At 70.9% G+C, this 18,493-nt stretch carries 18 protein-coding genes; 5 read left to right on the top strand and 13 right to left on the bottom strand.

The genetic code is table 11. The annotated features are described in order from the left end of the window. Positions 1-122: 122 nt before the first annotated feature. Complete coding sequence (gene aceA, locus D892_RS0114400) at positions 123-1,409, bottom strand: isocitrate lyase (protein WP_024801905.1); 1,287 nt, start codon at positions 1,407-1,409, stop codon at positions 123-125. A 467-nt stretch (positions 1,410-1,876) separates the two neighbouring features. Here aceA and D892_RS0114395 point away from each other — a divergent pair, with 467 nt between their 5' ends. Then, positions 1,877-3,010 carry a lipase family protein gene (locus D892_RS0114395; protein WP_024801904.1) on the top strand — a complete coding sequence of 378 codons (1,134 nt, stop codon included), beginning with the start codon at positions 1,877-1,879 and terminating at the stop codon, positions 3,008-3,010. 25 nt (positions 3,011-3,035) lie between these two features. Here D892_RS0114395 and D892_RS0114390 read toward each other — a convergent pair whose 3' ends face one another. Together D892_RS0114390 and D892_RS0114385 are read right to left on the bottom strand one after the other, a co-directional pair. Then, a complete protein-coding gene (locus D892_RS0114390) occupies positions 3,036-3,275 on the bottom strand; it encodes a hypothetical protein (RefSeq protein ID WP_024801903.1) in 240 nt (79 codons plus the stop codon). Then, on the bottom strand, positions 3,272-3,661 hold the full coding sequence (locus D892_RS0114385) for a hypothetical protein (RefSeq protein WP_024801902.1): 390 nt from the start codon (positions 3,659-3,661) through the stop codon (positions 3,272-3,274). Before D892_RS0114385 ends, D892_RS0114390 begins: the two co-directional genes overlap by 4 nt. Before the next feature lie 257 nt (positions 3,662-3,918). On the opposite strand from D892_RS0114385, the gene D892_RS0114380 reads away from it, so the two are divergent. The 3 genes from D892_RS0114380 (at position 3,919) to D892_RS0114365 (ending at position 8,635) form a co-directional block, all read left to right on the top strand. Further along, positions 3,919-6,783, top strand: a complete 2,865-nt coding sequence (locus tag D892_RS0114380; RefSeq protein ID WP_156959510.1) for a tetratricopeptide repeat protein — start codon at positions 3,919-3,921, stop codon at positions 6,781-6,783. 225 nt (positions 6,784-7,008) lie between these two features. Further along, entirely contained in the window at positions 7,009-7,623 is a 615-nt protein-coding gene (locus D892_RS0114370; protein ID WP_024801900.1) for an NTP transferase domain-containing protein, read from the top strand. 13 nt (positions 7,624-7,636) lie between these two features. Further along, positions 7,637-8,635, top strand: coding sequence for an XdhC family protein (locus D892_RS0114365; RefSeq protein WP_024801899.1), 999 nt, complete (start codon positions 7,637-7,639; stop codon positions 8,633-8,635). Between the two features lie 7 nt (positions 8,636-8,642). Here the strand turns inward: D892_RS0114365 and D892_RS0114360 are convergent, their stop codons facing one another. The 5 genes from D892_RS0114360 to D892_RS0114340 all read right to left on the bottom strand — a co-directional run bounded on the left by D892_RS0114360 (position 8,643) and on the right by D892_RS0114340 (position 12,955). Continuing rightward, positions 8,643-9,746 (bottom strand): ABC transporter substrate-binding protein, encoded by a 1,104-nt coding sequence (locus D892_RS0114360; RefSeq protein WP_024801898.1) that lies wholly within the window; start codon positions 9,744-9,746, stop codon positions 8,643-8,645. A gap of 89 nt (positions 9,747-9,835) precedes the next feature. Next, positions 9,836-10,633 carry an ABC transporter permease gene (locus D892_RS0114355; RefSeq protein WP_024801897.1) on the bottom strand — a complete coding sequence of 266 codons (798 nt, stop codon included), beginning with the start codon at positions 10,631-10,633 and terminating at the stop codon, positions 9,836-9,838. Positions 10,634-10,703: 70 nt separating this feature from the next. Then, entirely contained in the window at positions 10,704-11,456 is a 753-nt protein-coding gene (locus tag D892_RS0114350) for an ABC transporter permease (RefSeq protein ID WP_024801896.1), read from the bottom strand. Beyond that, on the bottom strand, positions 11,453-12,292 hold the full coding sequence (locus D892_RS0114345; RefSeq protein WP_024801895.1) for an ABC transporter ATP-binding protein: 840 nt from the start codon (positions 12,290-12,292) through the stop codon (positions 11,453-11,455). The genes D892_RS0114350 and D892_RS0114345 overlap by 4 nt, the downstream gene beginning before the upstream one ends. Before the next feature lie 87 nt (positions 12,293-12,379). After that, on the bottom strand, positions 12,380-12,955 hold the full coding sequence (locus tag D892_RS0114340; RefSeq protein ID WP_156959509.1) for a hypothetical protein: 576 nt from the start codon (positions 12,953-12,955) through the stop codon (positions 12,380-12,382). A 221-nt stretch (positions 12,956-13,176) separates the two neighbouring features. On the opposite strand from D892_RS0114340, the gene D892_RS0114335 reads away from it, so the two are divergent. After that, positions 13,177-13,410 carry a hypothetical protein gene (locus D892_RS0114335; RefSeq protein WP_024801893.1) on the top strand — a complete coding sequence of 78 codons (234 nt, stop codon included), beginning with the start codon at positions 13,177-13,179 and terminating at the stop codon, positions 13,408-13,410. Between the two features lie 13 nt (positions 13,411-13,423). On the opposite strand, the gene D892_RS0114330 is transcribed toward D892_RS0114335, so the two are convergent. From D892_RS0114330 to D892_RS0114310, 5 genes are all read right to left on the bottom strand, one after another. Further along, positions 13,424-14,248: a class II fructose-bisphosphate aldolase gene (locus D892_RS0114330; protein WP_024801892.1), complete on the bottom strand. Its 825-nt coding sequence runs from the start codon at positions 14,246-14,248 to the stop codon at positions 13,424-13,426. Next, on the bottom strand, positions 14,245-15,192 hold the full coding sequence (locus D892_RS0114325) for a hexose kinase (RefSeq protein WP_232236090.1): 948 nt from the start codon (positions 15,190-15,192) through the stop codon (positions 14,245-14,247). Before D892_RS0114325 ends, D892_RS0114330 begins: the two co-directional genes overlap by 4 nt. Next, positions 15,189-16,349 carry an N-acetylglucosamine-6-phosphate deacetylase gene (locus tag D892_RS0114320; RefSeq protein ID WP_036567046.1) on the bottom strand — a complete coding sequence of 387 codons (1,161 nt, stop codon included), beginning with the start codon at positions 16,347-16,349 and terminating at the stop codon, positions 15,189-15,191. The genes D892_RS0114325 and D892_RS0114320 overlap by 4 nt, the downstream gene beginning before the upstream one ends. Before the next feature lie 201 nt (positions 16,350-16,550). Then, positions 16,551-17,477 carry an ROK family protein gene (locus D892_RS0114315; RefSeq protein WP_024801889.1) on the bottom strand — a complete coding sequence of 309 codons (927 nt, stop codon included), beginning with the start codon at positions 17,475-17,477 and terminating at the stop codon, positions 16,551-16,553. 10 nt (positions 17,478-17,487) lie between these two features. Then, complete coding sequence (locus tag D892_RS0114310) at positions 17,488-18,399, bottom strand: SIS domain-containing protein (RefSeq protein ID WP_036568852.1); 912 nt, start codon at positions 18,397-18,399, stop codon at positions 17,488-17,490. Positions 18,400-18,493: the final 94 nt, after the last annotated feature.

Below are 18,493 nucleotides of genomic sequence, written 5' to 3'. Positions count from 1 at the left end.
CGCGAGGACGGGGAGGCCGGGGCCCAGGTGATGCGGACTGGGCCCCGACCACCCCGCCGCACCCGGGCGACGCCGGGTGCGGCGGAAGGGCGCAAGCACTGCGGGCGGGGAAACCCCACCGCTCAGTGGAACTGACCTTCTTCGGTCGAACCCTTCAGCGCGGTGGTCGAGCTGTCGGGATCGACGGTGGTGGCGATCGCGTCGAAGTAGCCGGCGCCCACCTCGCGCTGGTGCTTGGTGGCGGTGTAGCCGCGCTCCTCGGCCGCGAACTCGCGCTCCTGCAGGTCGACGTAGGCGGTCATGCCCTCGCGGGCGTAGCCGTAGGCCAGGTCGAACATCGAGTAGTTGAGCGCGTGGAAGCCGGCCAGGGTGATGAACTGGAACTTGAAGCCCATCGCGCCCAGCTCCTTCTGGAACTTCGCGATCGTGGCGTCGTCCAGGTGCTTGCGCCAGTTGAACGACGGCGAGCAGTTGTAGGCCAGCAGCTGGTCCGGGAACTCGCTCTTCACCGACTCGGCGAACTTGCGCGCCAGTTCCAGGTCGGGGGTGCCGGTCTCCATCCAGATCAGATCGGCGTACGGGGCGTAGGCCTTGGCCCGGGCGATGCAGGGCTCGATGCCGTTCTTGACCTGGTAGAAGCCCTCTGCGGTGCGGTCACCGGTGATGAACGGGCGGTCGCGCTCGTCCACGTCGGAGGTGATCAGGGTGGCGGCCTCGGCGTCGGTGCGGGCGATGACCACGGTGGGGGTGCCGGCCACGTCGGAGGCCAGGCGCGCGGAGTTCAGCGTGCGGATGTGCTGCTGGGTGGGGATGAGCACCTTGCCGCCCAGGTGGCCGCACTTCTTCTCCGAGGCCAGCTGGTCCTCCCAGTGGGTGCCGGCGGCGCCCGCGGTGATCATGGCCTTCTGCAGCTCGTAGACGTTCAGCGCGCCGCCGAAGCCGGCCTCGCCGTCGGCGACGATCGGCACCAGCCAGTTGTCGACGGAGGTGTCGCCCTCGACGCGGGAGATCTCGTCGGCGCGCAGCAGCGCGTTGTTGATGCGGCGCACCACGGCCGGCACCGAGTTGGCCGGGTAGAGGCTCTGGTCGGGGTAGGTGTGGCCGGACAGGTTCGCGTCACCGGCGACCTGCCAGCCCGACAGGTAGATGGCCTTGAGGCCGGCGCGCACCTGCTGCACGGCCATGTTGCCGGTCAGCGCGCCCAGCGCGTTGATGTACTCGCCGCCGTTGACACCCTCCCAGAGGATTTCCGCGCCACGGCGGGCGAGCGTGTTCTCCTCGACAACGGTGCCTTGCAGCTTGGCCACCTGCTCCGCGGTGTAGTTCCGGGAGACGCCTTTCCAGCGCGGGTTGGTGTCCCAGTCCTGCTGGATTTCCGCAGCGGTCTTCGGGGTGCCGACAGTCGACATCTCTGACTCCACTTCTTCGTTCGGTCGTGCCCCATGTCCGGAATCCGTCGCGATGTCCGAACTCTGCTGGAGCGGCAATTTGCAGGCTTGCTAGGCCCATCGGGTGTACATCCACACGATGGCACACCGAAAAAGTGCCGTCTACCTGTTGTTATTGTGAATCCGTGCTAGGCGTCGCGGACCATTTGCTAATCCTGCGAAATTTGCCCAGCAATTGCATGCCTCAACTCTACTCCCGAGTAGGTCTGACATGCGGTTTTACGTAACGGGCGTACTGTTTTCGGTGATCTCCCCCACCGCCCGATCTCGCCGCCCGGCTTTCCCGGCTGTGAGGACGTTCACAAGGTGGGTCGGATGCCGCCGGTGTGGGCCCGGCCACTTTCCGTGCCGAGACGGCTGGGCGCACGTCCAACTGCGAGACTGTTTCCCACACCGTCGGCGGGGCCCGGTCCTCGGAAGGGAACACGATGCGAAAACTGTGCGTTGCCGCGCTCACCGCGCTGCTGGCCGCGGCGGGGATGTCGAGCCTGGCCACCGGTGCCGCGGCGGATGCCGGCGCCGTCGAGTCGGTGCAGCCGCTGCCGGCGCGGGCCACGCTGCCGGGCTCGGTGCATTCCGAACGCCTGCTGTACGAGAGCAGCACGGTCGGCGACGAACCGGCCGTCGCCGGTGCCGCCGTGTACTTCCCGCCCGGATCGCCGCCGCCCGGCGGATGGCCGGTCGTGGCCTGGGCGCACGGCACCATCGGTCTCGGCGACTCGTGCGCCTACAGCGTGAACGGGCCCAGCGCCGTCGATCGCGACTGGGCCTACCTGGGGACCTGGCTGCGCCAGGGCTACGCCGTCGTCGCCGCCGACTACGCCGGTCTGGGCACGCCCGGTGAGCACCCGTACCTGAACGGCCGGGTCGAGGCGCACAACGTGGTCGACGCGGTGCGGGCGGCGTCGCGGCAGTACTCGTCGATATCGAACAAGTGGGTCGTGGTCGGCCAGTCCCAGGGCGGCGGCGCCGCGGTCGCCACCGCGCGCTACGCCACCGAATTCGGCGGGCCGGAACTCGACTACCGCGGTGCGGTGGGTACCGGTGTCCCGGCCTACATCGAGGACGTCATCCCCGCGCTGGGGCCGGGTGTGCCGCCGGTGGCCATCGGCGCGCACGGCAACGCGTACCTCCTGTATCTGCTCAACGGACTGCGTACCTCGCATCCAGAGCTGAACATCGAGTCGTTCCTCGACGACTCCGGCCGGATGTGGCTGGAACGGGCCCGCACCGAATGCCTGGGGCCGCTCAGCGACGAGCTGGCGGCCCAGCACGTGGTGATCGGCGACCTGTTCGCCCGCCCGCTGGCGCAGATCCCGAACCTGCACGGGCTGCTCGCCGACACCATCGGCCTGCCCGAAACCGGCTACGACCGGCCGCTGTTCCTCGGGCAGGGGCTGCGCGACACCGATGTGCTCACGCCGCAGACGCTGCGGTTCGCGGGGGTGCTGGCGGCCAACCGGCAGCCGGTGACGCTGAAGACCTACCCGACCGACCACGACGACACGGTGAACACATCGCTGCCGGATTCGATCCCGTTCGTGCGCAACCTGTTCGGATGAGCCCGGGCCGCGGGGCCCGCCCGGTTCAGGGGCGGGCCCCGATGCTCGGCACGGCGCCGCAGAACGGTTCGCACGCGCGACGCCCGGGGACGTCGGCCGGCGCCGGGTAGTGGTCGGTCGTCTCCGTAGGCGCCGAATCGTCCTCGGCGACGGTCACGACGATCATCACCCCGACCGCGAAGGCCACGACGGCGAGGAAGATCCCGATCGCCCGGACGAACGACCCGGGCGGCAGGAAGAGGGCGAGGAGGCCGAGGTAGATCATCGCCGGTCGCCCGTCGCGCAGGGCGACTGCGCGCGCGGCTCCGGCGAATCGCCGCCGCCCGACCCGGCGCCGTCCGGGCCGTACTCGGGGGCCGCGAACGCCCGCAGCGCCAGCAGGGTCAGCGCCTCGGTGAGGCTCAGGCCCAGATCCGCCGCGTACGCCGAGGCCATGTCGACGTCCCAGTCGTCCCCCGTGCCCAGTGGCTCGAGCACCATCAATTCGGCCAGCAGGACGCCGGCCAAGGCCTGCGACCGGGTGATCCGATGGTCCGCCGGAAGATACGACAGCACCCACCGGCCCCGGTCCGGTCCCGGAAGATCGATGCGAAATGCGACCTCGAGGGCCACATCGCTAGTGATCAACCAGTCCGTGGCGACAATTCCCATGTGCGCGTTCCTTTCTCCCGTCGGCCGACACTGCTCGAGCCGATGACGTCAATGCTGACGACGCGGGAGCGCACCGTCGATCACACCGGAGCGGGCATTTACTTCACATCGGCACAATCACTTGACCTCGGATAACGTGCGCTGATACGAAGGACACATCACACGTCAGCTGCCCGGTTCGAGGCGCCGAATCCGCCTCCGCGCGCACGGATCCGGTTCCGTCCGCACCGCCGGGCACCTCCGGGGGGAGGTACCAGGTGCCCCGTGCTCGTTCCGACCGTCCGCGTAAACCCCGCCGGCCGCGGGAGGTCGAGGCCATCTACGACCGATTCCGGGAGCTCGGCCTCGGCGATCGGGAAATGCGTGAGCCGTTCGTCGCGGAATTGCGGCAACACGGATACCGCGCCCGGGCCGCGTGGCGCTACGCCAACAATTACTCCCAGGAGAACGTCTGCGACCGGTTCAACGACCTGTCCGGCAGCGACACGATGAAGCCGAGCCGCATCTCCGAGTACGAGACCTGGCCGGGCGAGGCGAACGGTCAGCGGCCGAAGGGCGTGCGGCCGACCGCCGAGGTGCTCAAGAAGCTGGCCACCCTCTACGGCACCACCTGGGATCGGCTGGTCGATCTCGCCGATCTGGACCATATGACCGCGGCCGAACGCGGCGAGTACTGCGCGGCCCTGCTGTCGCGCGGCGCCGACCCGGGCGCCGTGCTGGTCGGCGACCTGCCGCCCGAGGCGCCCGCCTTCACCGGCCGCGACGAAGCGAAATCCGAACTGCACAACCGTGTTTCGGCGCATATCGAGGGCACCGGCGCGGCGGTGCACGTGATCGACGGCCCGCCCGGCGTGGGGAAGACGACGCTCGCCCGGTACGCGGTGAGCGCGTTCTACAACCTCTACCCGGACGGCACGATCTGGCTCGATCTGATCGGGTACACCCCCGGCCGCGACCCCGCCGAGCCCGCCGACCTGCTGGAATGGCTGTTGTTGCAGATCGACGTGCCACCGACCGCGATCGCGGCGGATTCGGGCCGCCGGGCCCAGCAGTGGCGCAAGGCCATGGCCGCGCGGCGGATGTTCCTCGTCTTCGACAACGCCGCCGACAGCGCCCGGGTCAAGGATCTGCTGCCGCAGGCGCCGGGCTGCTTCGTGCTGATCACCAGCCGCAAACGGCTCACCGGACTGTACGACCGCGGTCCGGTGCAGCCCTATCACCTGGACGGCATGTCGCTCGACGAGGCGGAGCAGCTACTGGTCAAGCTGGCCAATCTGAGCGCGGGCTACGATCGCGCCGCGGTCCGCCAGATCTCCGAGACCTCCGGTGGACTTCCGTTGGCGCTCAAGCTGATTGCCGGGCAGATTGCCCATCACGGCACCAATATGCTGGCCGACAGCGCCGCCGATTTCGCCAGCATGGCCGCCGAGATCCGCGGCACCCCGGTGGGTTCGGAGCGGGCCGAGTCCGCCGCGGAACACATTCTGGAGCGCTTCGCGGCCGAGGACGAGTCGGTCCGGGCCGCGTTCGAGCTGTCGTACAAGCGGTTGCGGGAACCCACGCTCCAGCACGCGGTCCGGCTGCTCGGCTGGTTCCCGGGCACCGAGATCACCGCGCAGACCTATGCGTGGCTGGCCGACATGTCCGAGGCCTCGGCAAAGCTGTTGATACTCAAGCTTTGTGAGGCCGGATTCCTCGACCCGCTGCCCGATCCCGGCGAGGAGGCCGGACCCGGCCCCGGCGGCCCGCGCTACCGCATGCACGACATGCTGCGGCTGGGCGCTCAGCTACAGGCCGAGCGGGAGGGCTCGGTCACCGAGCGCGCGGCACTCGTCGATCGCCTGATCGGCCACAGCCTCACCATCGCGCGCACCGTCAACGCGATCCGGCCCTTCCACACGGTCGGGGTGCGCCCGACGCCGAATCCGCCGGAGGAGGCGGCCCGGGCCCGCGCGTGGCTGACCGCGGAACAGGAACTGCTGCTCGGATGCCTCGAAATCACTCGTCCCACAGTGGAAGCCGCCGAACTGTCGCGGTTGATGGCGGCGCATCTGTGCGGGCTGGGCTTCTGGGAGGTCGCCGAGCGGCTGTACGGGCGGGCACTGGCGATCGCCCGGACGATCGGCGACCGGCCGGGACAGGCATGGGCGATGCTGGGGCAGGGCCGGATGGCCCGGATGCGCGGGGCGCACGTGCAGGCCGGCGAGGCGTTCCTGGCTGTCCACGACATCGCCGACGACCTCGGCGATCTGCGCTGCGTGGCCGAGGTGGAATGCGAGCGCGGCCATTCCGCCTGGATCACCGGCGAGCACGCCGATGCCCGGCACTACTTCAACGAGGCGCTGCGCATCGCCTGCGAAATCGGTTACCGGCCAACGCAATGCGACGCGCTCGACGGACTCGGCCGGGCCGGGCGGATGGCGTGTGACTACAAGGCCGCCGAGCGCTGGTCGCAGGAGGCGCTGTCGATCGCCACCGAACTCGCCGACCCCGAGCGGGTGGGCACGGCGCACTGGGGATACGCCGAGGCCGCGCGGCTGCGCGGCGACTGCGACATCGCGCGGCAGCACTACGTGTACGCCCTGCACATCGCCCGCGGCATCAATCACGTGAAGTTGGAGGGCGACGCGCTGCGGGGGCTGGGCCATATCGAGCGCCTGGCAGGCAACCGCGAGACGGCGCAGCGCCATCTGGCCGGTGCCCTGGACATGGCCCGCCGCATCCAGGATCAATACGGCGAGAACTGGGCGCTGTGGGAGCTGGGCAACCTGGCCCTGCTGGCGGGCAGGATAGACCTGGCGCGCAACAACTTCGAGTACGCGCTCCAGCTGGCCAGGGAGATCCGGGATCCGATCGGGAAGGTCGATGCGCTGCGCGGGCTCGCGCATGTCGAGCGCCTGCGGGCGGCCGGCGATCCGGCGCGCTACCAGCAGGCCGTCGACTACTACCGGGACTCGATCGAATGCGCCCAGCAGATCGGCGACCGGCGCGGCCGCGCGGACGCCCTGCGCGGTCTGGGCCTGCTGGCCGGACAGCACGGCCGGGCCGACGAGGAGCAGGGCTATCTGTCGGCGGCCACCGAACTCTACGAACGCATCGGGGTCGAGCCGCCGTCGACGTGAGCGACGGCCGAGCCGTCTCCGGTCCGGCCGCACTCACCCCGGCCCGGCCGGGTCCCGGCGTCCGGCGAGCGCCGGCCGGGCACCGCGAGCCCGGCCGCGCTCGAGCCGTCGGCCGTGGCCGCCACCGGGCCTCTCTCGGACGGCGAAGACCAGCGCAGACGGTTAGGCTCGACGTGGGCGGTCTTCGGGCGCGGCGCACCGGACCGCAGGCCGAAAGGACACGGCATGGACGACGGACCCTGGGCCGGAATCGTGCTCGCCGCCGGCGCCGGTACCCGGTACGGGCGGCCGAAGGCGCTCGCCGAGGGCGGTGCCTGGCTCCGCGGTGCGGTCGGGGCGCTGCGCGACGGCGGCTGCGATCGAGTGTTCGTGGTGCTCGGCGCGACCGGTCCGGCCACGCGCGCGGCGGACGGCCGGTGGCTGCTGTGCGAATCGCCGGAGATCGCGATACCGCAAGGGGCGCAACCGGTCTGGGCGGCCGACTGGGCCGTGGGATTGGCGGCATCGCTGCGCGCCGGGCTGGGCGCGGCCGCGCGGGCGGCGGCCGGGTTCGCGGTCGTGATGCCGGTCGACACCCCCGACGTGGGCGCCGACGTCGTCACCCGGGTGCTCGCGGCGGCGGGTACCGCACCGAGCGGTCTGGCTCGCGCCGTATTCCACAACAGGCCGGGGCACCCCGTTGTGATAGCTCACAGACACTGGGCGGCCGTACTGGAGTCGGCGCGAGGAAATTTCGGAGCTCGCACATTTCTGGACGCCAGACCGGATATCGTGGCCGTCACGTGCGACGATCTGGCGACGGGCCGCGATCACGACTACCCGCCCACCCTCGCACCGTGACCGGGAGTTTGTGATGCGCGACATCGTCGATGACCTATCAAGGGTGTGGCACAGCGGCCGGACGGGCGCCCTGGCAACCTTGGTCCGCACCTTCGGCCCGTCACCGCTTCCGGTCGGATCGATGATGTTGCTGGATCCCGACGGCGGCGTGCGCGGATCGGTCTCCGACGGGTGCTACGAATCCGCGGTCTACGAGGCGGCCGCCCATGCCGCCCGCACCGGCCACCGCGAATTACACCGATTCGACGCGAACTCCGCAACGGCGGTGGGCGCCGACCGCGGCACCATCGACGTATTCGTGGAGCCGTTCTCCCGCACCAGCTTTCCCGAGTTCTCCGCGGTGGCCAAGGCAATGGCCGACCATCACCCTGTTACCGTCTTCACGGTGGTGTGGCACAGGGATCCCGAGGTGATCGGGCAGCATCTGGTGACCGAACGGCGGCACAACATCGAACTGGTCTCGCTGCCGGAGTCGGACGTGTTCGTCTCCTCGTACGCCCCGCCGCCGCGGCTGATCGTGTTCGGGGCCAACCCCTTCGCCGCGGCGCTGGCCGTCCAGGGGCGGCTGCTCGGCTACCGGGTGACGGTGTGCGATGCCCGGGAGACCTTCGCCTCGCCGCAGTCGTTCCCCGGTGCGGAGGTGGTGGCCGACTGGCCGCACCGCTATCTCAACGCCGAGGCCGCCGCGGGCCACATCGACGCCGGCACGGCGATCGTCGCGGCCTCGCAGGATCCCAAGTTCGAGATTCCGCTGCTGACGGTGGCGCTGCGGCTGCCCGAGCTGGCGTACCTCGGCGCGCTCGGCTCGCGCGCCGCGCACTACCACCGGATGGAGGCGCTGCAGGCCGGTGGTTTCGACGCCGGGACGCTGTCGCGCCTGCACTCACCCGCCGGCTTCGACATCGGCGCCCACACCCCGATGGAGACCGCCGTCGCGGTGATCGCCGAGCTGGTCGCCACCCGCTCGGCGCGGCGGCAGCCGGACCTGCGCACCGCGGTGCCGGCGTCCTGATCCCCGGCTACTTCAGACCGGGCTGTTCGGCGTACAGCTCGCGCAGGACGGACAGGTCGAAGAGCTGATCGGCCTCGATGGCGATCTTCGCCTTGCCGAGCGCCTCGATATTGCGGGCGATCAGCTCGTCGGTCATCGTGAACAGGCCGCCGGCCTCGGTGTCGGCCGAGACCACCAGGTCGTTCTGGGCCGTCGCCTCCTTCGTCTGTTCACCGAGTTCCAGGCGCTGGTCCTTGCCGTACACCTCGACCGCCAGCCGGGCGCTCTCGGCCGGATCGGCGACGGCGTCCTTCCAGCCCTTGATCTCGGCGGCCAGGAACGCCTTCAGCTTGTCGCGCTCGGAGTCGATGGTCTGCTGCCGCACCGTCAGCGTCTCCGCGGTGAGCGGCAGGCCGAAGTCGGCGAACAGGAAGTGCGCGGTCGGGAATCCCTTGGCCGCCAGCGTGATCGGCTCGTTGGTCACGTAGCTCACCCACCCGTCGACCTCACCACTGGCCAGCGGGGTGGGGTCGTACTGCGCGGGCACGATCTGCACGTCGCCCGGCGCCATGCCGTTGGCGGCCAGCAATGCGGCGAAGATCAGCTGGTTGGTGTCCTGCACACCGATCTTGCGGCCCTTCATATCTCCCGGGGTCTTCAGTGGCTTCCCCGCCGAACTCACGATGCAGAACGGATTCTTCTGATACGTCGCGCCCACGATCTTGGCGGGCAGGCCCTCGAGCACGGCGGGCGCGGTGGTCTGCGGCGCCGACATGCCCAGCCAGATCTTGCCCGTATCGAGCCCGGCCTCCACCGACGTGCTGGCGGCCCCGCCCGCGACCAGGTCCACCCCGCCGAATCCGGCGTCCCGGAAATAGCCGCGGCTGTCGGCGAAATACTCGCCCGCGAATTCGATGTTCTTCAGCCAGGACAGCTGGATGGCGACCTTGCCGTAGCGGGATCCGTCCTGAGTGGTGCCGTTGCTGTTGCTCGCGCCGGAGTCGCCGCCGCAGGCCGCGAGAAAACCCGCGCCGCCGACCGCGAATCCGGCGAGCGCCGAGGTGCGCAGGAAGGACCGGCGGTCCAGGGAGGGAATCTTCCGGGCCGGCGAGGGGCCTGTCACACGAGTCATGCCGGAAATCTAAGGCGTCTCGATTTCCGCCACTTTGCTTTCGGTCATTCTCGTGTGTGCGCTGTGTTAATTGCCGACACGATCCGCGTTCAGCCCCTCCCGGCCTCCGGCCCGAACCGGGCCAGCACCACATTCTCGAGCACGCCGACGATCGCGTACAACAGCACCGAAACCAGCGTCACCAGCACGATGGACGCCCACAGCTTGCTGTACTGGAAGGTCGGGATCGCGCGGATCAGGCCGGCGCCCAGACCCGTTCCGCTGCCCAGCCATTCGCCCAGCAGCGCGCCGATCAGCGCGCCGGGCACCGAGATCCGCGCGGCGGCGAACACCGACGGCAGCGCGGCCGGCACCGCCACCAGACGCAGCCGGGTCCAGCGCGAACCGCCATAGGCGGCAACGAGTTCCATGGCCTGGCGAGAGGCCGACCGGAGCCCGGTCATGATCATCACCAGCGCCGGGAAGAACACCACGATCGCCGCCAGCACCGCGACCCCGGCCTGTCCGCGGCCGAACACCAGCACCACGATCGGGGTCAGCGCCACCAGCGGCACCGACCGCAGCAGCAGGGCCACCGGCATGAACGACCGCTCCACGGCGGGCAGCGTGACGAACAGCGCCGCCGCCACCAGCGCGCCGATCATTCCGGCCCCGAACCCGATGGCCGCGTCCCGCAGGGTGATCCCCAGATCGGCGAGAATCGCCTGCCGCGCGGTGTCCGCGGAGCTGCCGGTGACCAGATACTCCCAGACGTCCCCCGGCGTCTTGCCGACACGAGGACCGACCTGGGGGAACGCCTCCAGAAAGGCGTACCAGATCACCAGCATCAGAATCAGCGAAATGAGCAGGGGGAAAAGGAATTTCCCGATCCGGCGCACTGCGATCACGAGACCACCTCCGTATCTTGCGGGACACCCGCACCCGGTCGGCCCGATGACGGTACTTCGCGATTGTCCATCATCGTGCCTCCGAGGAAACTCCCGTCCAGGGCCTGACAACCCGCGCCACCAGCGCCACCACCGCGTACCCGAGCCCGGCCAGCGCGGCCGCCGCCAGGGCCATGCCCCAGGTCCGGGGCACGTTGTAGGAGGTCTGCGCGGCGGTGAGGGCGACGCCGATACCGCTGTCGACGCCGCCCAGATATTCGCCGATGATGGCGCCCAGCACGGCCGAGGGCGCGGCGATCTTCAACGCGGCCAGCATATTCGGCAGCGCGGCGACCACCTGGACGCGGCGCAGCTGCTGCCAGCGCCCGCCGCCGTAGGCCCGGATCAGATCGAGGCTGGTGCGGTCGGCCGAACGCAGGCCCGCCACCGTGCCCACCATGGTGGTGAAGAAGCAGTACATCGCGGCCAGGAAGACCGTCGGGGTGCGGCCGCCGAATACCACCAGGATGATCGGCCCGAGCGCGAGCAGCGGCGTGCAGTAGCTGAGGATCGCCAGCTGGGTGGCCAGCGATTCGATCGGCGGTACCAGCAGCACCAGCAGGGCGAGCGCGATCGCCAGCGCATTACCCCACAGGAACCCTTGCAGCGCACCGAATGCCGTGATCCGGAAGTTCGGGCCGTACAGTGCCCACCCGTCGGTGTACATGGTGCGCAGGACGGTCCACGGACCGGGAATCGTGCCGCCGGCGACATCCAGCGCGGCGAGCAGCCACCACAGCCCGACGAGCGCCACCGGACCGAGCACGCCGCCCGCTCGGCTCATTCCGCACCGCCCGTGATCCCCAGCGCCACTTCGGCTTCCGCCTCGATACCGCCCCGGCCCGTACGGCCGAACAGCAGCTCCGACAGATAGTCGTGCAACCGGTGGAACTCCGGCGAGCGCATCATCTCGGGGGTGCGCGGGCGCGGCAGATCGATCGGCACCATCTCCACCACCCGGCCCGGCCGCGGGCTCAGCACGGCCACCATGTCGGAGAGGAACACCGCCTCGGCGATGCCGTGCGTGACCATCAGTGTGGTGGCGGGCTTCTCGGTCCAGATGCGCAGCAGTTCCAGGTTCAGCCGCTGCCGGGTCATATCGTCGAGGGCGCCGAACGGCTCGTCGAGCAGCAGCACCGTCGGCTGCACCACCAGCGCCCGGGCGATCGAAACCCGTTGCCGCATACCGCCGGACAGCTGCGCCGGCTTCGCCTTCTCGAAGCCCTCCAGGCCGACCAGCGCGACCAGGTCGGCGATCTGTTCCGGCGCCACCGGCAGCCCGGCCACCTGGAGCGGCAGCTTGATGTTGGATTCCACGGTGCGCCAGGGCAACAGCGCCGAATCCTGGAAGGCGATGCCGAATCCGTGGCCGCGGCGCAGTTCCGCCGGGCTCGCGCCGTCGATCCGGGCGGTGCCCGCGGTGGGCTCCTCCAGTCCGGCCAGGATCCGCAGCACCGTCGACTTCCCGCATCCGGACGGGCCCAGTAGCGACAGGAACGCGCCCTGCTCGGTATGCAGATCCACCGACTCCAGCGCCCGCACCGTGCGCCGCCCCACCCGGAACGTCTTGCTCAGACCGCTGACGTGAATGCCGGTGCCCGCGGCCGGTGTGCTACTCATGTCGTCACACTAGGAGGAACCGGTTGCACGGATATTGCGAATCGGCGCTTCAGGTTAGCGATTCGTAACGGGCGGGGTTCGGCCCGCTCACGCGCCGCCGGGTTCGAACCAGTCGCGCGCCGCCCGGCGGAACAGCAGCACGATCACGATCACCGAACCGACCGGCCCGAGCCACCCCGGCGGACGGCCGATCGCGATCGACGGAACGGTCCACAGCATGGCCAGACCGGCCAGCAGAATCGCCCCCACCCGGATGCCGGCGCCCACCGCACCGAAACCCAGCGCCGTCAGGCCCAGCAACCAGGTGGGGATGAACGACAGCGAGGTGATCAGCGCCGCCCGCCCACCGGACAGCCAGCCCGCCGCACCCGTGCAGACCAGACCGATCAGGGCCATGCCCAGCGCCACGACCTGCGCCGTCCGGACCGATCCGGGCATCGTCCAGTCCGCCTCGGCGGCGTCCGCGTCGGCGGTCCGCACGGCCTCGGCGACTGCCGCATCGACATCCACGCCGTCGACTTCCCTGCCGTCGGCACCTCTGCCGTCGACACCCCTGCCGTCGGACTCCGCGCCGTCGAACTCTGCGCTGTGGAACTCTGCGCCGTCGACCTTCGCGCTGTCGGCCGCCGCGTCCTCCGTCTCCGCGCCTCCGGTTTCGGACATCGGTCCTCCCATCTCGCGCTGGATGGCCGACAAGACTGTACCGCTCGGTTCGTTCCGGCTCGAGGCAACGCGCGGGCAACCGCGCAGTCGATCCGTCACCGAGACGGGGCTCCACACCGGCAGAATTCACCAAAAAGCCCTATTGACGTGGGATAATTCCAGATACGCACCGGTCGGCCCCGAGACCGGTGCGGGCGTGGCGAGGAGAGGCTGGAGCGGTTATGGCCATCGGCACCTTCCTCTACGTCGATGCGGACGGCACCCGGCGGGCGATCACCGATCCCCTCGACGCGATCGCCTACACCGTGCACGTGTGGATCGATGCCGAGGTCGTCAACGACACCGACACCACCGCGTGGCTGCACGAGAGCGAGGACGGCGACGGCCGCTCGCGACCGCTGCCGCCCGGCGATCGCGCCCGGCCGGACTACGTGGCGAGTGTGGTCTTCTCCTGAGGCCGGGCGGCGCTTACTCGAGGATGCGCAGCAACCGCTCCGCCTCGTCGCGCACCGCGGCGCGGCCGGGGCCCAGATACTTCCGCGGGTCCGACAGCTCCGGATCGGCGGCGAGCGCGTCCCGGACCGCCTGTGCCATCAGGATATTCAGCCGGGTGGCGATATTGATCTTCGTCATGCCGTGCCGGACGGCCGACCGCAGGCCCGCGTCCGGCACGCCGGAGGAACCGTGCAGCACCAGCGGGACCGGGACCTTCGCCGCGAGCCGGGCGATCAGGTCGTCGTCGAGCCGGGCGGAGCGGGCGTGCATCGCGTGCGACGAGCCCACCGCGACGGCCAGCGCGTCCACGCCCGTGGCGGCGGCGAAGGCGACGGCCTCGTCCGGATCGGTGCGGACGTCCGGGGCGTGCGGGCCGCCCTTGCCGCCGACCTCGCCGAGTTCGGCCTCCACGAAGACGCCGCGCTCCCGGCACCAGCGGGCGATCTCCGCGGTGCTGTCCACGTTTTCGGCGTAGTCCAGGACGGAGCCGTCGTACATCACCGAGCCGATTCCGAGTTCGACCGCCTCCCTGATCAATTCGTGCGAGGTGGCGTGGTCGAGGTGGACGGTCAGCGCGGCCGGGGCAGCGGCGGCCAGCGCCAGACAGGCGCGGGCGAGCGGGCGCAGGCCGCCGTGGTAGCGCACGGTGTTCTCGGAGATCTGCAGGACCACCGGACGTTTCGCGGCGGCGGCCGCAGCGGCGATCGCCTCCGCGTGCTCCAAGGTGATCACGTTGAAGGCGGCCAGCCCGCCGGGCCGGGCGGCGGCGATCAGATCCGGCACGGGCACGACGGTCACGAGGCGTTCTCCCGGGCGCCGGACAGCTCGGTGATCACGACCTCCGGCGCCAGCCGGTCGCGCAGCGACCGATCGATCTCGCCGGCCACCGGAATGACCACGGCCGCGGCGGAGGTCGCCACGGCGTCGGCGAGCAGCGCCGGCCAGTCCGGTTCGCCTCCGGCGGCGAGCGCCGCGATCACCGCGGCGGTCGCGGCATCGCCTGCGCCCGTGGGGTTTCCGGCGACCGGCTCGGGTAGTCGCGCCAACCAGGCACCGGCGGCCGTGACCGCGACCATCCCCTCGGCGCCGCGGGTCGCGATCACCGCGCGCACGCCGCGCTCCAGCAGCGGCCGCACCGCCGACACCACCTCCGCCGGCGTCCCCGCCGCGACACCAGTGAGCTGCTCCAGTTCCTCGCGATTGGGCATCAGCACCACGCCCGGCACCTCGGCCGCCGTTTGCAGCGCCCGGCCCTCCACATCGCAGATCGTCGGGACCCCGACCGCCAGGGCGGCGCGGGCCAGCCGGGCCGGCACCGACCGGTCGACACCTCCGGGCAGCGAGCCGGCCACCACCATGCCGCCGGTGTCCGGCAGCAGCCCCGACACCCGGACCAGCAGCTGGTCGACGGCGTACGGATCGCCCACCCGTGCACCCGGTTCCCACAGCCCGGTCGCGGTGCCGTCGCCGGACTCGCTGATCACCACCGTGCGGCGCACCCAGGCCAGCGCGTGCACGAAATCCACCGGAAGCTCCAGCTCGGCGGCGGCCGCGAAGACGTGATCGGCGAAACCCGTTGCGCGGGAGTATTTTCCGATCTGATTGAGGACGCGGGTCACGTTGATGCCCTTACCGCCGATGCGCTGCTCGACCGACAGCACCCGATGTTCCCGGCCTCGCTCGAACTGCTCCACGCGGTAGGTCATGTCGTAGGCGGGATTCATGGTCACGGTGAGGATCACGTCAACCACTGTCCACGTCGCAGGACGCGTTGCAAACCCAGGTCCGCATCGAGCACGAGGGCGTCGGCGAGCAGGCCGGGCCGCAGATCGCCGACGGCGTCCAGCCGCACCGCCGCCGCCGGTGCCGCGGTGGCCGCGCGCACCGCCTCCGCCAGGGGTACCCCGCATTCGCGCACCGCCCAGCGCAGGCACCGCAGCAGGGTGGCGGTGCCGCCGGCGATCGAGCCGTTCGCCACCCGCGCCGTTCCGCCGCTGACCCGGACCGGCTGCGGGCCCAGCCGGTAGTCGCCGTCCGGCAGGCCCGCGGCCTGCATGGCGTCGGTGATCAGCGCGACCCGGCCGGGCGCGGTGGCGAAGACGAGCGCGCCGAAGCCGGGGGCGACATGCACGCCGTCGCCGATCAGCTCCGTGATCACCTGCCGTTCCGCGGCGGCCAGCAGACCGGCCGCGACCGGTCCGGGCGCGCGATGGTGCAGCGGCGGCATGCCGTTGGCCAGGTGCGTCACCAGCGTGCCGAAACCGCTGGGCGCCAGCGCCGCCCGGAACTCCTCGTACCCGGCGTCGCTGTGGCCCAGCGCGACCACTACGCCGTGGTCGGCGAGCGTCTTCGCGGCGGCGGCGTAACCCTGACGTTCGGGAGCGAGGGTCATGACGCGCAGCCGACCGTCGGCCGCCGTCAGCAGCCGGTCGAGCAGCGCCGGATCGGGATCGGTCAGGTATCGCGGATCCTGTGCGCCACACCGCATCTCGGACAGGAACGGGCCCTCGACGTGAATACCGGCGATGCTCCCGTCCTTCGCCAGAACGCTCAGCGTGGCCGTCTGCGCCACCATGTCGTCCGGTGCGCCGGTGACGATGCCCGCGACCACGCTGGTGGAGCCCTGCCGCTGGTGGAATTCCGCCGCGGCCCTGGCCTCCTCGGTGTCGGTGGTATCGAACCGGTGCCCGAAGCCGCCGTGATTATGGATGTCCACCAGCCCGGGGACGATCGTGCCGAGATACTCCGGCGGCGTGGATTCCGGGTGCGCCGCACGCCATTCCGCCGACGACGAGACGGCGGCGATCCGGTCACCGCGGACGGAGACGACACCGTCGTCGAGCGACTGCGACGCGGAGACGATCCGTCCGCGCAGGTGCAGTTCCGCGCCGCCGCTCATCGCACCGCCCCGATCGCCCGCGCGCCCGCACCGTCACGCCCCGTGACCAGCCCCGCCCTTCGCCACATACGCTCCAGCATCGTCGCGTCGGCCCGAGGGCACAACGCCGGCGCGGCAAGCTTGTGACGCAGCACCAGGCGAGGACGCCGACGACGCGGCTGCACCCTGAGCCGCACGGTGCTCATTCCAGCACTCCCGCGCTCATTCCAGCTCTCCCGCACGCGCGAACTTCGCGGCGCCCACCAGACCGGCGCGGGCTCCGAACTCGCCGAGCACCACCCGCGGCACCGGGGCGAGCCGCAGCAGATGTTCCAGCCGGTCCTGCAAGGCATCCGTGAGCACGGCCCCCGCACCGGCCAGACCGCCGCCCAGCACGATCAGTTCCGGGCAGGTGGCGTGGACGATGCCGAGCAGGGCCTCGGCGAGGGCGTCGACGGCGTCGCCGACCACCGCGCGCGCATCGGGATCGGTGTCGAGTACCGCGAAAACCGCTTCGGCGCCGATGATCTCGCGACCGGTGCGGGCGCGGTAGGCACGGGCGATGGCGACGCCGGACGCCACGGTCTCCACACAGCCGACGCCGCCGCAGGGGCAGGGCACGCCGTCGCGATGACGCACCGGGATATGGCCGTACTCACCGGCCTGCCCGGCACGGCCGCGGACCAACCGGCCGCCCACCGACAGCGTTCCGCTGATGCCCGTGCCGAGGATCAGCACGCAGACGTCGTCGCAGCCGCGTCCCGCGCCGTAGCGCCACTCCGCCCAGCCGGCCACCGCGACATCGTGTTCGAGCAGCACCGGCAGGCCCCAGCGGTCCCGAAAACGGTTGCCCACCTTCACGTCTCGCCAGCCCACGTTGCCGCTGAACACCGCCAGCGAGCGGCCGGGATCGACGATGCCCGGCAGCACGACCGCCGCCCGGGACACCGATTTCCGCTGCGCCGCCGCCAGTTCGGCGAGGACGGACGATCCCAGGTCACCCATGGCGTCGAACGCGGCCTCGCCGCGCGGTGTCGCGACCGCGCCCGACGACAGCACCCGCCCGGCGGCGTCGGTGACCTCGCCCTTGATCGTGGTCCCGCCGACATCCACGGCGAGCACCAGATCCGGCGGTTCGACGGCGGTCACGACCCGGCCATCACTCGAGAATCACCGAGCGGTTCAGGCTGCGCGGGCGATCCGGATCCAGCCCGAGGTCGGCCGCCCGCAGCAGGCACAGCCGATGCACCCGCACCAGGTCGGCCATCGGATCGATAGCGCGATGTTCGAAATGCGCGCCGGTGGCCGCGATCTCGTCGGCGAAGCCGGGAAGCAGCGGCCCCAGTGCCCACACCGCCCGGCCGGGCGCCGCGATGCTGATCGGCCCGTGCCGGTATTCGGTGGCCAGATAGCCCTCGGTCCACGCCTGGCAGGATTCGCGCAGCTTGAGCGCCGCCTCCTCGGCCAGGGCCGCCGCGAAACCCGTTCCCGCGAAGCTGATCTGCTCGGCGCCGCGCACCGCCGCCAGGGCGCTCTCGGCGTCCTCGGCCAGTACCGCCCGCGCCTGCGCGATCACCGGGGCGAGGTCCTCGCCGAGATGCCGGCGCAGGATCGCCAACGCGGTGGTCGCGAAGCGGGTCTGCACCACCGACCGCTCGTCGACCTCCTCGATCAGGATCGCGTCGCCCAGCTCGAGTACCGGTGTCCCCGGACTGGAACAGATCACGGTGCGCGGCACCCCGGCCGGGATCGCCCGCATCGCGTCGACCACCTCGGTGGTGGTGCCGGAGCGGCAGATCACCAGGTAGCGGTCGTAGTCGCGGCCGGTGCGGACGTGGCTCGCGGGCCAGGCGTCGGTCAGCCCCCAGCCGGCGGACTCCCGCAGCGACGCGATCGCGCGGGACATGAAAAGCGAGGTGCCGCAACCGATCACGGCCACCCGCTCACCCGGCGCCGGCAGCAGCGCGGCATTGTCGGCGGCGATCGACGCGGCGCGGGCCCAATCGTCGGGCTGCGTGGCCACCTCGGCAGCCAGATGGGTTTCGAAGGTTCGATCGGCAGAGGTCGGCACGAAACCAGGATCGACCTGGTGATCGTTCATGTCAAATTTACAGTCGAAACGGTCACGTTCGATCAGTGTTAGCGCTAACCTTCGTCAGATCGAC

Origin of the sequence: Nocardia sp. BMG51109 (assembly GCF_000526215.1) — a bacterium.
GTDB lineage: Bacteria > Actinomycetota > Actinomycetes > Mycobacteriales > Mycobacteriaceae > Nocardia.
Note: the sequence above shows the minus strand (reverse complement) of the source record. Positions and strands in the feature narration are given on the sequence as shown.